Source organism: Prevotella melaninogenica (assembly GCF_018127925.1).
Lineage (GTDB): Bacteria > Bacteroidota > Bacteroidia > Bacteroidales > Bacteroidaceae > Prevotella > Prevotella melaninogenica_C.
The window spans coordinates 1,602,231-1,616,586 of record NZ_CP072348.1; the positions used below are offsets into that span (position 1 = coordinate 1,602,231).

The window sequence follows — 14,356 nt, forward strand, 5'->3', positions numbered from 1 at the left end:
CAACCAACCATTTAAGACATCATGAGTAGACTAACCTCATTTCTACATAGCAGGTGTACGATGCAGACAAATGCCACTTCCTGGCGCACGAGTGTTGCGCTGGGAGTTGGCATTTTCTTGTTTCTTTACCTCCTACAGCCGTTTGGGATTAGCCAGTATCGGGGTAGTATCTTTCTGATGTGTCTTGGTTTTTGTGTCATGACTATCTTCGTTCAATGGCTTTGTGCTTTCCTTTTCTTCAAAAGGCCATTACGAAAAAATGTCCCAATCACCAATGGTTATATAATTCTTTATAGTATTGCTATTGAGTTGGCAATGGCAATCTCTATGACACTCTATGCTGCTTTCTTCTTCCAGATGTCATTAACATGGCGGCTATTCAGTATATTCTTTTATTGGACTTTCCTTGTTTGGGTAATTGTTACAGCTATTTTTACGTTGGTAAACTATAACCGTATGTTGAATAGTAGACTGGAAGAAATGATAAAGAAGACTACGGAAGAACAGGAGGATATCCTTATCACGCTGCATGATCAGAACCTGCGTGGAACCGACCTCACGTTGCCTATCAACAATCTACTCTATATCGAAGCTCGAAAAAACAATGTCTGCGTATGTTATCTAAAAGAAGGTAAGATACAAAAAACCGAACTCCGTTCGACGTTGACAGCCTTAAAAGACGACCTTCCTTACGATAATATCTTTCAGTGTCATCGTTCCTTCCTTGTGAATATCAATAACATCTCTTCTGCAAAGGGCAATTCCAACGGCTATCAGCTGCGCCTTTCAGGTTGTGAAGACATCATCCCAGTCTCTCGCACCTTTGTTCCTGGCCTCCGCCACTTCGTTGGTTAATATCTATCTATTAGCAAGTTTTTCTATTTTTTACAAACAACTTATTCTCTTATCAATAGGTGTTTGTAAACTATTTTCACACGACTCAAAATCAATTCATGCTCTTTTGGCTTCTAAAAGACGCCTAATAGACTTGCAATAGGTGCCCTTTTGAGGTCTTACTAACGCCCTTTTGAAGTCCAATTAAGCACCTTTTCTCCTACTACTTTGTAACCAATTGATTTCCTGTTGGTTATAAACCTGCTTTTTATCCGTGTTATTGTCCTTATTTATAGCTGTTTTACTTGAATTTATGTAATGATTTTTCAATGCACAATCTGTGTTTTTTGAAGTATTAAGATGAAAGTTTTTTTCTGAAATAAGGAGTGATAAACTAAAGCTATTACATAAAAAAGGACACTGAGGAAAGGACTAAGACGGTGCAAGAGAAAGTTTTGTAGCGTAGTTAGTAATAGAAACACCCAGCTACTATTAAAAAAATACTGGTAATCTTCCCATAAAAACATACTGTTTGCTATTATATTCTTACCTTTGTAAGGTGATATTCTGAAATCGAATGTAATGATAAATCTAAACTAAAAAATACTTCAAAGAAATTAGAAATATGGGAAAGATACGTTATTTTCGCTTGTTGTAGGTGTTACGATACGGCATGAAGTGTTTTCTATAAGTCAAGGTGGCAACTATCTCTTTTAGATAACGAAACAGCTATTTAAAAGAGGTTTTTAGTCATATCTTTTAAATATTTTTCTAAGTTTCTCAAAAAAAAGTTCCTAAATCCGTGCAGTCTTTTAAGCAAAACATGCTCCTTTTAATAAAAAGGTATGGTATATCTATGAAAATAGATGTTAATATAGACGCATGTAAACAGGGAGAACGTGAGGCTCTCGGAAATTTATATAAGGCATATTCCGACAGATTAAAGAGAATATGCCTGCACTATGTGGAAGATGAAAGTACGGCAGAAGATATTTTACACGATGCTTTTATCATCATTTTTACCTCTATTAATTCGCTGAAGGACAACTCAAAATTGGAAGGATGGATGATAACGATTGTGAGAAACCTTTCGTTGAGATTCCTACAAAGTACAGAAAAAAGTAATATTCTTTTATCCAGTTTGGGGAAAGAGGTGTTGAGCGAAGATGACGATAAAGAAAAGAATATAGAGCTGGAGTTGTTGCTGTCAGCGATAGAACTGTTACCAGAGGGGAACCGAGAAATATTCAAACTCTCTGTGTTGGACGGTCTTTCACATAAGGAAATAGGGGATTTGCTTGGTATCAATCCCCACAGTTCTTCTTCGCAGTTGGCTCGGGCAAAGAAAATGCTGCGTGTCATATTGATTAAGTATTGGATGCTGTTCTTGCTTCCCATCCTGATACCTGTCTATATCTATTTCGTAACGAGGGACAAGTTCGTTGACACATCTGATAATAGATCAACGGCTTTAGATACTCATCAGAACTTTCCAAAACGAGTTCAACAAAATGGAGCTGCTTCTCAAAAGAATGGGCAGCCAAGGTATTCTATACCTTCAAGTGCTACTGGAAATGATAGGCATGTTTTGGCAGAAAAGACTCTTTCTACTGAAGATATTTCATCACGAATAATAACAGATAGTATAGAATCCAGACAGCAGATTGTATCATTTCATGAGGACTCCTTGCAGAAATATCTTGCTAAAATTAGAGTAAGTATAGACGACTCAGTGCCTCACATTCTACAAATTTCGAAAGATAAAATGTTGGCATCGAGTGAAAGTATGAAGGTCGATGTAAATCATAAGAAGAAATATACGTGGAAAATTAACTTTGGTTATTCCTCAAATACATCGGGTAATACAATATCTAACTTCAATTATCTGTCAGTTATCGATTATGCAAATGGTGGTGCAGCTGCTAAACTTTACACTTGGACAGATTTAGAGAACTATTATACTCGGAATAATGCTTTGATGGATTCTGTCGAGAGAGCGAGAATGTCCTTGATACTGCGTGAACATCCAACAGATGGCAATAGTTCATTGGGGGAGGTCGCACATCATAGTCGCCCTAAGACCTTTGGATTTTCCATTAATAAGCAATTAAGTCCAAAGTGGACTTTCGGGACAGGTATAACTTACACCAGACTAAAATCAGAATTTGAAAGCGAGTATAACAGGGCAAGACTGGTGAAAACCCAGAAAATAGATTATGTTGGCATACCATTGAGACTGACCTATCAAGTATGGTCAAAAGGACGGTTCAATGCATATATGACAGGTGGTATGGCATTAGAAATGCCTGTCCACAGTTCGCTTGAAAAGAAGTACATCATAACAGCCGACTCGTCGTACACGTTGAAGAGGGACATCAAGCCACGTTCTCAGTGGTCTGTAAACTTAGGTGCTGGTGTGCAGTACAAGCTATTCAAACCTTTCAGCTTGTATATAGAACCAAATATGTTCTATTATTTTAGAAATGGTAGTAGTCTCGAAACTTACCGTACAGAGCATCCGTTTATCATTACCGTACCATTCGGATTACGGCTTACTTGGTAAATGGAGAGAATGAATTGATAAAAAAGTTACAAAACTGTGCAGTCTTTTTTTTGTTTTCTACTCTTACAATAAAAGACAAAACTTAAAAAAAGATGTACAGTATTTATGACTACATCCACAATGGAATGGTATTTGTCAACAATGTAGTACGCAGACAGCATAAGGAACTTACCTCTTTAATGATATATTCCACAACAAGTTGTCAGTCTCGTTGCAAACACTGTTCCATTTGGAAAAAACCTACAGAAAATCTAAGTTTGGTTGATATTATCAGAATAATGAATAGTAAATGTGTAACAAAAAGCACAATAGTAGGTTTGGAAGGAGGTGAGTTTATCCTCCATCCCGAAGCAGACAATATATTAGAATGGTTTGATACTAACCATCCTAATTATACATTACTGTCCAACTGCCTTGCAACGAACAAGGTAATTTCTGCTGTAAAGAATCATCACCCTAAACATCTATACATATCACTTGACGGTAATAGAGAAACCTATCGTTATATGCGTGGGAGAGATGGGTATGACAAAGTGATTAAGGTTATAGAGGCATGTAAAGACATCGTGCCTATTTCCCTAATGTTTTGTCTTTCTCCATGGAACTCGTTTGAGGATATGAGGTATGTCATAGATTGTGCTAAACAATATAACATTGATGTACGTATTGGCATTTACAGCACAATGTCATTCTTCGACACAACCAAAGATTTAATAGAATCCAATGATGCGGATTTCATCAGCCAGATACCCTCTTCCATACATCAAACATATGAGAACTTTGACTTTGTAGCTTTGTATGACGAGTGGAAGAATAATAGACTGAAGTTACGGTGTCATAGTATATTTAGTGAATTGGTCATCCACTCTAATGGGGATGTCCCCTTATGCCAGAATTTAGATGTAATCTTGGGTAATATTCACGAGAATACACTCGATGAGATATTCAATTCAAGGAATACGTGCAAAATTCAATGTCAGTACTCCAAAGAATGCAATCAATGTTGGATCAATTATCACCGAAAATATGACATTATCCTGTTAAGAAATATAGAAAAGATAATCCCCAAACGATTGATAGAGTTGTTTTATGGGAAATATCAATGGACCAGCAACAGGCAAACTACCTATAATAAACATTTCAAACGAATAATAGCAAAGCTAAAATGGGATATTTAGATAACATCATAGGCAGATACAAGTATATACGCAGTATGAGAGAGTTGAGTCATACTTACACGCAACAGTATGCTCTTGTTGGGTTTGGCAATCATTGTGCAAACAACCTTCTGCCCGTCATACAGTATCTTCAGTTACCACTGAAATATATCTGCTGTACCTCAGAGAAGAAAGCCGAACTGATTTCTCAAAAGTATAAAGGAGTCAAAGGAACAACTTCTTTACAGGATATACTGCTCGATGATACCGTTTCTGGTGTTTTTGTGGCAGCTAATCCCCATTCACACTTTCAGATTGCAACCGATATTATAAAAGCAGGAAAGTCCTTATTTATAGAGAAACCACCCTGTGAGAATGAAAGAGAATTAAAGTCTTTGATCGATACTATCATGCTATATGGCTCACAACATATCGTTGTCGGACTGCAAAGGCGTTTTGCCCCTGCCACTCAAGTTTTGAAAAAACGATTGAAAGGTGATGGCAAACGGCATTATTATTATCGCTATCTGACAGGATTATACCCTGAAGGAGATAGTTTACTTGACCTATTCATCCATCCTCTTGACTATGTAACATTCCTTTTTGGAGAGGCAAAGATAAAGAGCTTGGATGTCATTTGCAGTAGAGATGGTGCCCAAACTTTATTTCTTGTATTGGAGCACCAAGATATAACAGGTATGTTGGAACTATCAACAGATTATTCTTGGAAAGAAGCACGGGAACAGCTAAATATCAGTACAGATAAAGGACTTTATGTGTTGGAAAACATGGAGCGACTTGATTTCATGCCGAGACGCTCTGCATTGTTAGGGATTCCGTTGGAAAAAGTCTTTCCAAACAATGGAGCAACAATTTGTCTCTACGGAAGAAACAACTTTGTCCCAACTATTGGGAATAACCAAATTGTTTCACAAGGGTTCTTTTCTGAAATCAAGACTTTTGCCGACATGATTGAAAACAAACATGAGGCTGATTATACTTTGGGTTTGGAAAGTGTTAATCATGTTTATTCGTTAATGACAGAAATACATACATACACAAGCAAGATATAATAAAAATTACGTTTATAAAATAGTAACAAACTAAATTCATGTAATTATGAAAAAAACATTTTACAGCCTTCTGTGCATCATCGGATTGTCTGCATGTTCAACAGAGAATGTTGCCCTTGATTCATTAAAAGTTTATGATGTTGCAAATTCTACTTGCAAGTTAACACTCTCTCCAACAGAGACACGTCCCGATGCCTATGCTGAAAACAACATTGTGCCGGCAACTTTAAGCATGGAGCTGGGCAAAGACGGAATAGTTCAATGTATGCTGGAAGACGTGAAAGCCAACTGTGCCGTAAAAAATATTTATGTGAGCATCGCTAATCAAAACAATCAGATTACCCTTGTTGTGTACCATAATGTACTTGATGCACTTGCCGATTGTATTTGCAAATATGATGTTCGTTTTAAGATGAGTAAATTGCCTTCTGGTAATTATAAACTAAAGGTGTACTATGCTAACCCAAATATGAAATATGATGAATCTAATATTGCATATAATGGACAAGTAAATATTGTTCAGAATAGAAAAGTCTCTGTAAAATTCAATCCAGAAATAGGTTTACCTGAGAATTAAAGATGTAGGTGTCTATTCTAAATATGGCACTTGGGCTGGTATATATCAGGTCAAGTGCCATATAGTATTGTCAATATTCCATCTTCATCTTATCTTTATCTCTATAGATATTCCTTTATAATTGAGTTTCCTGTCATTCCTGTCATTCGTTATGATGACTTAACTTGTTAATTTACAGTAGGTTTATGAGAAATGTTAAAAGTGACAGCAAACTGAAATTAAAATTATTTTTGTAGAAATGAGTAGTGCGTGTCTTCTTACTTTAGGCGGAAATATCACACCATTCCTTTAGCTATCCGACGAACTAAGCGTGTTAGTTATTCGTCCCAAAAGATAGTATTTCAGCGAGCTTGATAGTTATTTAAACCGCTTTTTTGTTGTCTGTCCCCATTATTTGGAGGCAATCAAAAGCTTTGATACATTTGCGACAGAAATCATTGTTTCACTTTTTAAAATCAAAGCGTATGAAAACTTTAGTTTCTAAAATCATCGTTATCGTTGCCCTTATGTGCGCAACCAGTATGAATGCACAGAACAACAATCAGTTCGATGCACAGTTAAAAACCACTTTAAGTAACGTCAAGGCAGACGAAGCTACATCTATTGTAAAGGGAATGGATGAATTGAATCGTATGGAAATTCAGTATCCTGATGCTTGGCTCCCTACCTATTATCGTGTGTTCTATGCCCTTCAGTATGCTGCTCGCTCTCCACAGAGTGATTATTCCTCCTTATTTTTAGATGCAGTGAAGGCTGATCTTGAGGCATTGCAGACAAAAAAGGGAGTTGATCGTTCAGAGCAATTTACATTAAAGGGATTCTATTACACGGCACTCATCACACAGAATCCATCAGTCAATGGTAAGCTCTATTATATTGATGCTATCTGTTGCTACAAGTCTGCCATTGGCATTAATCCAACGAACCCTCGCCCTCGTATCCTCCTTTATATCTTCTTTGAGAAGATGAGTAAGGAGACTGGACAGCCAAGTATGAATAGTCCAAAGGACTTAGAAACCATCAAAGAACTCTTTGCCAAGGAAAAGCAGAATGGTATGCAGCCTACGTGGGGCCGTAATCTGATAGATTATTTTAAGTTGAAGTAATGTTCTGAAAGAACTTAATAAGTAAGAGTAAGGGGGCGTATAAAGGTACGCCCCCTATCGTTGTAATGCCTTTGTAGTTTTAAGGAACCATGCTAATAGATGCTATAATTCATCATCAAGAGTTCATAAAACAAAAGTACGTTCAGTCTAAAGAACATGTTACTTAAACATCAATGTTCTCATGTAACTCTGTCTTAAAGCATATCATTGAGGCGTATGTCTTAGGGACATTCAGTCTTCATTCCCTGATTTACTCAATTAAAAAAAGTTCGCGAACAAACTCAAAAAAGTTCGCGAACAATTTCCATTTTGTTCGCGAACAATTTTCGATTTGTTTGCGAACTCTTTTTCGTTTATCCTTGACCAAACGGTCAACGCTCCTTTTAGTCCTCTGGCACAGGTCCAGGATTTTCTCCGCTTCCCTTGTCTTTATGAGAAGGTTTTGAACTAGAGTTTTCCTCCTTTACCGTCTCATACGAGTTCTCGCGCAAAGCGGCCTTTAGTTCCACACCCGGCGTAAACGTCACGCGTGGCTTAATTGTTTCAGTCTTAAAAGCCTTTACCGTCGCAGCCCCCTCGCTTGAAAGTGTCAGGCGCATCGTGCCGAACTCGCCCAGCTGAACGCTAAAGCCATCACGAAGATAATGAGGTAGGCAATCCATAAAGTTTGACAGTACGTTTTCGATATCACCACGTGTCAGCGAAGAACGCCCCGCAATGTCATGCGCAATATCTCGCAGGTTCTTCTTGCCCACATTTACCGGACTTGCATAAAACTTACCCGGTCCAGTCTTTGTACCCGGCTTTCTTCTTTCTATCAGTTTAATTTTCATTGTGTTTAAAATTTTATTAGTTATTACTTACTAGTGCTGCACTTTGCAGCAACACGTTTTTCATTAGTTTCTTTTTTTACTCAGTTTGATTAGCTCAATCAAAGCGTGTTTATTCAATATTCAAAAGAGATAGAAACCTCCGCAAAGCTTAGAAAATCCGCATGATGCGGAGGCTTAAAACGCATATTAGGTTAGGGCTAAATTTCTAACGGGTCGGAAGAAAACTTCTAACGGGTTAGAAATTTCTCGCTAACCCGTTCCCCGTAAATTTCTAACGGGTTAGAAATTTTCTTGCAACCCGTTAGATTTTCTCTTATCTCTCATTCTCCCTTTATCCCGTTAGACACTCCCTACCCTTCGGGGAGGGTCGGGGTGGGGTTTTACGGCGGTAGTTTAGGTGTCGCCTTTTAGAGGGCGACACCGGTAAAAGGCAAGCGCAAGGACTACTCGAAGCCCCCAACCCTGAGTCCGTAGTAGCGTTCGAAGTTGCCTGCATCCACTCCGACACCATTTCTGCTGATATCTAGGTAGTAGGCATAGCTATCACTCCACGAGCTGGCACTAGACGACCAATAGTAGCCATGTTCCCCAATTTGGAACATCGCACCAAAATAGTAGTGACCCAAAGCGGGCAGGTAGAAATAATTGCCTGCGTCAGCGGCGGAAGGAAGAGTACTAGATACGGTCCAGCTTCGGGTCTTGTGTGCTGTTCGCCAATCAGTGCCGTCAACAGCGGTATTACTGTTGTAACCGATTATGTATGATTTCTTCTTAACCCACATGCCACCTTTATATAAATGACCCATAGTAGTCCATAACTCATCACCATCCCAGCGAGGATCACCCTTTTCAGCGTACCATGTCATCTCGTTCACGTTTGGAAGAGTTGCGCAACTATTGCTTGCTTGAAAGGCACCGCCACCCTCGTGGTACCAACGAAGATTAGGATCAGTGTTGTTCTGAGCGTAGTTGCTGGAAATTGTTGCGCTTGAAAGACCTTGCCTGAGAGTTGGCTGGCCTACCCCCGCTGCCAAATGTTTTGTCCATTCGTAACCAAACCAATATTGCTGCTGAGCATCCCACATATAATAATGGTCACCGTCGTAATCACGTACATTGAGGTTAGCAGTGATATTATAATATTTGTTTTGGTCGTAGGTAGCTGATGCTAATGTCTTGGTTATAGTTCCCTCTATACCTGTTGCAACGTCCTTTACCCAATAACGTATCTTAAGTGTGTGTGTTCCAGGCTTTATCACTATATAAGCACCATTAGTGGCTGCACTTGTTGTACTATTAGTCAAAGGGAAGCCATTAGCGTAAGTTCCGCTACCTTTTGTTGTCAGTACAATTTGCTTGCTAGTGCCCGTTCCTGTGAGTTCGCCTGTTGCTGGGTCAAGGGTGTAAGTACTAGTAATGTCATTATCAGAGTTTATCTCTACCTTAGTCAAGTAACAGTCATGCAAGATTGTATTGCTGGTACGGGGCAAGAAGAGCAAGTAAGCTGCCTTGTGATCAAGCACAAAAGCAAACGAACCGTTTGATTGCTTCGATGCATCAACCATTCCGCAATCGCCTGATGTGCCAAAGTGAGCGGTAGTGTTTGGCGTTGCTTGGGTCTGACTAGCAGAGATTGTCACTTGGTCCTGACTGCCACTCTGACCTGGGTAGTAAACTTTATATGACATATGGGCTGTGTACGTACCAGGAACCTTAAACTTAAAGTAAGCGGTCTTGCTTGTTGGCGAATTACTACTTGCGTTCCATGTGCCGTTATCATCTTTTACCCAAATCTTGTCGCCTGCCTCCCAAAAGAACTTGCCGTCGCTCTCCATTGAGGTGCGCGTTGAGGGGTCACCTGCTGAAAAGGTCGTCAGGTTTTTATCGTTATCTGTGCTGTTTGGGTTTTGCGCCACATCTTCATTGGCACAGGATGCGAACGCTAAAGTGAGCCCACAGAAAGCTGCAAATGAAAGTAGGCGGGTCTTAAATAATTTCTTTTTCATTGTCTGTTTCTTCTTTTTCGATTTTGTTTTCTTTACTTTGTTAATAACTCTCTATTAGTCTTCCCATGAAGAATTCTCTGTTGTTTCTTCGCTTTCAGACATCCAACTCGGAGCCTGTTTTGCATCACCAAAAGTTCCACCTGATTGGGCTGGATTGTGCTGACCAGGGTAAGACGTATCCATTAAATAAGTGGTTTCGCTTACTTGAACTATTATGCAACGTGGTGCAGAATAATCCTTCTTTTCTTGTTTCATTCTCATTGCTTTTTTGATTTGATTAAAAATAGTTGTTATCTACTCTCTATTATGTGGCTTGTTGCTCACCTTTTATTATATATCCTGATGGCTCATTATATAAATCTCCTAACCGTTCGCTCTCCCTCCCTACAGGCAGACAGTGTTTTACCACCGTCTGCCCGAGAAATCAACGAGAGAAAACAAACTATTACTAGAGAATTATAAATATCTTTCGTGGTAAAATCAGTGCTTAAAACGTTCTTATTTTGCTTTCTAAACAGCTCACAAACGGACACGAAAAAGCGAACAAAGGAAACTCCTAGAAGTCCTTTGTTTACAAGGGTTACACCCCGCTTCGCGCGCGCGTAGGATAAAAGAAAAATTATATGCTTAACGCTGGTAGCGCCTGTGTGTGTGTGTGTGTGTTAGCAAAATATCTGACACTACCAAATATAAAGCACTAAAAAAGGCAAAGAAATCAAAGTTTCTTTGCTGTGCTGAATTGGTTTGATATGTCATTGCTAATTGTTTCACGGGCGCAAAGGTAAAAAGAAAATATGGAATAAAAGAATAAACAGAGAAAAACCTCGTCTTCATGTTCCAAAGAGGCACATAAAGAAATATCACCTATTATTGATAGAGCATGATTACTATCTTATGAACTAGAAGCTAACAATAATTGCTTTAATCAGAATCAAAATATCAGTGCTGCCTGAATAATAGGTGGTATTTCCTAGTAGAAAGTTTTGATATACTTACTTATTATATAAGGAGATACTTTATAATTTCTCACCATAGCACAAGTCACCTGCATCACCGAAGCCAGGAACAATGTACTTATGTTCGTTCAATCCTTCGTCAATTGCTGCACACCAAATGGTTGTTGAGTCTTCAGGGAAGGTTTTGCGGATATGTGCGATACCTTCTGGCGTAGCCAAAAGACAAGCAACATGCACATGACGAGGAGTTCCCTTTGAAAGGATAGCCTTGTAGCCTAACTCCATAGAACCACCAGTAGCCAACATTGGGTCAGCGATGATAAGTGTCTTACCATTGATGTCTGGTGTAGCAAGATATTCAACGTGAATACCTACCTCATGATGTTCAGCATCCGTATATTCTCGATAAGCACTAACGAAGGCATTACCAGCATGGTCGAATATGTTAAGGAAACCGTTATGGAAAGGCAATCCAGCACGGAAAATAGTAGCCAAAACAATCTTGTCAGTTGGTACATTAACCTGAGCCGTACCTAATGGAGTAACAACATCCTTTGGTTCGTAGTTCAGTGTTTTAGAAATTTCAAAAGCTTCGAACTCTCCGATACGCATAACATTGTTGCGGAAGAGCAAACGATTCTTCTGATAATCCTTATCACGGATTTCTGCTAAATACTGATTGATAATAGAGTTCTGCTCTGAAAAATTAATGATGTCCATTTTAAGTCTTAGGTGTTATAGATAAGCAAGTTAGCAACTTGCTCTGCAAAATTTCGGCAAAATTAAGAAATAAATCTGAGGTTTTGCAAAGTCTGATTTGCAAATATAGCCATGCTTCTTGTTTTTTTTATTTCTTTAACCTTCTAAGCAAATACTTTGATACTTTTTCTACGGTATTTTTTGTGTGAATTTAATAAATATATTACCTTTGCGGTGTCTTAATAAATAGGACATAAAAACAGTGAACAAATCAATTTTCAACTAAATACATTTATAAGAAATGGCAAAGTTTGATAAGAGCGTACTTGAGAAGTACGGTATTACAGGTACAACAGAAGTACTTTACAATCCTTCTTACGAAGTATTGTTCAATGAAGAAACAAAAGAGAGTCTTCAGGGCTATGAAAGAGGTCAGGAGACTGAGCTTGGTGCAGTAAACGTAATGACTGGTATCTACACTGGTCGTTCTCCTAAGGATAAGTTCATCGTTGATGATGAGAACTCTCACGATACAGTATGGTGGGATTCTGAGGAATACCATAACGACAACCACCGTGCTTCTAAGGAAGCTTGGACAGCTGTTAAGGACATCGCTAAGAAGGAGCTTTCTAACAAGCGTCTTTTCGTAGTTGATGGTTTCTGCGGTACTCACAAGGATACACGTATGAAGATTCGTTTCATCGTTGAGGTTGCTTGGCAGGCTCACTTTGTAACAAACATGTTCATCCGTCCAAAGTCAGAGGCAGACTTCGATCAGGAGCCAGACTTCATTGTTTACAACGCTTCTAAGGCTAAGGTTGAGAACTGGAAGGAGCTCGGTCTTCATTCAGAGACTTGCGTTATGTTCAACGTAACAACTAAGGAGCAGGTAATCGTTAACACATGGTATGGTGGTGAGATGAAGAAGGGTATGTTCTCTATGATGAACTACTTCTTGCCATTGAAGGGTATGGCTTCTATGCACTGCTCTGCTAACACTGACATGAATGGTGAGAACACAGCTATCTTCTTCGGTCTTTCTGGTACAGGTAAGACAACTCTTTCTACCGATCCAAAGCGTAAGCTCATCGGTGATGACGAGCACGGATGGGATGACAAGGGTATCTTCAACTACGAGGGTGGTTGCTATGCTAAGGTTATCAACCTTGACAAGGAGTCTGAGCCAGACATCTATGGCGCTATCACACGTGACGCTCTCCTCGAGAACGTAACAGTTGACGAGAATGGTAAGATTGACTTCGCTGATAAGAGCGTAACTGAGAACACTCGTGTTTCTTACCCAATCTACCACATTAAGAACATCCAGCGTCCTGAGTCTCAGGGTCCAGCTGCTAAGCAGGTTATCTTCCTTTCAGCTGATGCATTCGGTGTATTGCCTCCAGTATCTATCTTGACTCCAGAGCAGACTAAGTACTACTTCCTCTCTGGTTTCACTGCTAAGTTGGCTGGTACAGAGCGTGGTATCACTGAGCCTACTCCAACATTCTCTGCTTGCTTCGGTCAGGCATTCTTGGAGCTCCACCCAACAAAGTATGCTGAGGAGTTGGTTAAGAAGATGCAGCAGAGTGGCGCTAAGGCTTACTTGGTTAACACTGGTTGGAATGGTACAGGTAAGCGTATCTCTATCCGCGATACTCGTGGTATCATCGACGCTATCTTGAACCACTCAATCGACGCTGCTCCAACAAAGCAGATTCCTTACTTCGACTTCACTGTTCCTACAAAGCTCGAAGGTGTTGCAACTGACATTCTCGATCCACGTGACACTTACGCTGATGCAGCTCAGTGGGATGAGAAGGCTAAGGACCTCGCAGCTCGTTTCATCAAGAACTTCAAGAAGTACGAGAACAACGAGGCTGGTAAGGCTCTCGTAGCAGCTGGTCCACAGCTCTAATCCTTTCGGAATACTTCTGAATAGATAATAATGACTCCCATCCGTAGCAATACGGGTGGGAGTTTTTGTTTGTCCTTCTGTAATGTAGAATAGTAAGACTGCTAATTTTAGGTAGAAATATTCCGTACTATTACTACAGTAGTTTTAATTTTGTTTTGCTGTCACTTTTAACACTTCGTGTAATGCTACTGAATATTAATGAGTTAAGTGGATGTTTTGAATGACAGGAGTGACAGCAAAGTTTGTTTTGGTAAGATTATGTCCTGTCTCTTATGAGTTAATTATTCATATAGAAAATCCCTGTTAGGATTTTTTGTTCTTCCGAAATGTGGAGTGATACGCTAAAGCATTTATATAATAACGCACACGGAGATACAGAGGGAACGGAGCTAAACGCCATATTGTGGAGGTGCCAATGGCACAATGAGCGACGGAGGGGTAGCATACTGATTCCTAATAACTTTTTAGGATAAACGCTTTGTATATAAATTGCTAATAGAACTGGCAAACAATCTCCTTTACTCTATGCACTGACTGTGCCTCTCTGGACTGCTATTATTATGTTTTAATACTCCTCCGTACCCTCCATTTCTCTGTGTGATATTTCGTCAGAGATCTAAGATTATACGGATAATTA

At 39.3% G+C, this 14,356-nt stretch carries 11 protein-coding genes; 7 read left to right on the forward strand and 4 right to left on the reverse strand.

The annotated features are described in order from the left end of the window. Window positions 1–21: 21 nt before the first annotated feature. The 6 genes from J4861_RS12010 to J4861_RS12035 all read left to right on the forward strand — a co-directional run bounded on the left by J4861_RS12010 (window position 22) and on the right by J4861_RS12035 (window position 7,310). Complete coding sequence (locus J4861_RS12010) at window positions 22–855, forward strand: LytTR family DNA-binding domain-containing protein (RefSeq protein WP_211817025.1); 834 nt, start codon at window positions 22–24, stop codon at window positions 853–855. 835 nt (window positions 856–1,690) lie between these two features. Then, entirely contained in the window at window positions 1,691–3,397 is a 1,707-nt protein-coding gene (locus J4861_RS12015) for a sigma-70 family RNA polymerase sigma factor (RefSeq protein WP_211817026.1), read from the forward strand. 92 nt (window positions 3,398–3,489) lie between these two features. Further along, a complete protein-coding gene (locus tag J4861_RS12020; protein ID WP_211817027.1) occupies window positions 3,490–4,575 on the forward strand; it encodes a radical SAM/SPASM domain-containing protein in 1,086 nt (361 codons plus the stop codon). Next, complete coding sequence (locus J4861_RS12025) at window positions 4,563–5,627, forward strand: Gfo/Idh/MocA family protein (protein WP_211817028.1); 1,065 nt, start codon at window positions 4,563–4,565, stop codon at window positions 5,625–5,627. The genes J4861_RS12020 and J4861_RS12025 overlap by 13 nt, the downstream gene beginning before the upstream one ends. Window positions 5,628–5,673: 46 nt before the next feature. Further along, the gene (locus J4861_RS12030) at window positions 5,674–6,204 is read left to right on the forward strand and encodes a hypothetical protein (RefSeq protein WP_211817029.1); all 531 of its coding nucleotides are present in this window, start codon (window positions 5,674–5,676) and stop codon (window positions 6,202–6,204) included. 464 nt (window positions 6,205–6,668) lie between these two features. Further along, window positions 6,669–7,310: a hypothetical protein gene (locus tag J4861_RS12035; protein WP_211817030.1), complete on the forward strand. Its 642-nt coding sequence runs from the start codon at window positions 6,669–6,671 to the stop codon at window positions 7,308–7,310. Window positions 7,311–7,693: 383 nt separating this feature from the next. Here J4861_RS12035 and J4861_RS12040 read toward each other — a convergent pair whose 3' ends face one another. From J4861_RS12040 to upp, 4 genes are all read right to left on the reverse strand, one after another. Further along, entirely contained in the window at window positions 7,694–8,143 is a 450-nt protein-coding gene (locus tag J4861_RS12040; protein ID WP_211817031.1) for an HU family DNA-binding protein, read from the reverse strand. Between the two features lie 443 nt (window positions 8,144–8,586). Next, window positions 8,587–10,149 (reverse strand): hypothetical protein, encoded by a 1,563-nt coding sequence (locus J4861_RS12045; protein ID WP_211817032.1) that lies wholly within the window; start codon window positions 10,147–10,149, stop codon window positions 8,587–8,589. A 54-nt stretch (window positions 10,150–10,203) separates the two neighbouring features. Next, window positions 10,204–10,410 carry a hypothetical protein gene (locus J4861_RS12050; RefSeq protein ID WP_346267019.1) on the reverse strand — a complete coding sequence of 69 codons (207 nt, stop codon included), beginning with the start codon at window positions 10,408–10,410 and terminating at the stop codon, window positions 10,204–10,206. 755 nt (window positions 10,411–11,165) lie between these two features. Continuing rightward, window positions 11,166–11,825: a uracil phosphoribosyltransferase gene (gene upp, locus J4861_RS12055; protein WP_009013109.1), complete on the reverse strand. Its 660-nt coding sequence runs from the start codon at window positions 11,823–11,825 to the stop codon at window positions 11,166–11,168. A 280-nt stretch (window positions 11,826–12,105) separates the two neighbouring features. Between upp and pckA the strand changes: the two genes are divergently transcribed. Further along, window positions 12,106–13,719, forward strand: a complete 1,614-nt coding sequence (gene pckA, locus J4861_RS12060) for a phosphoenolpyruvate carboxykinase (ATP) (protein ID WP_211805095.1) — start codon at window positions 12,106–12,108, stop codon at window positions 13,717–13,719. Window positions 13,720–14,356 lie beyond the last annotated feature (637 nt).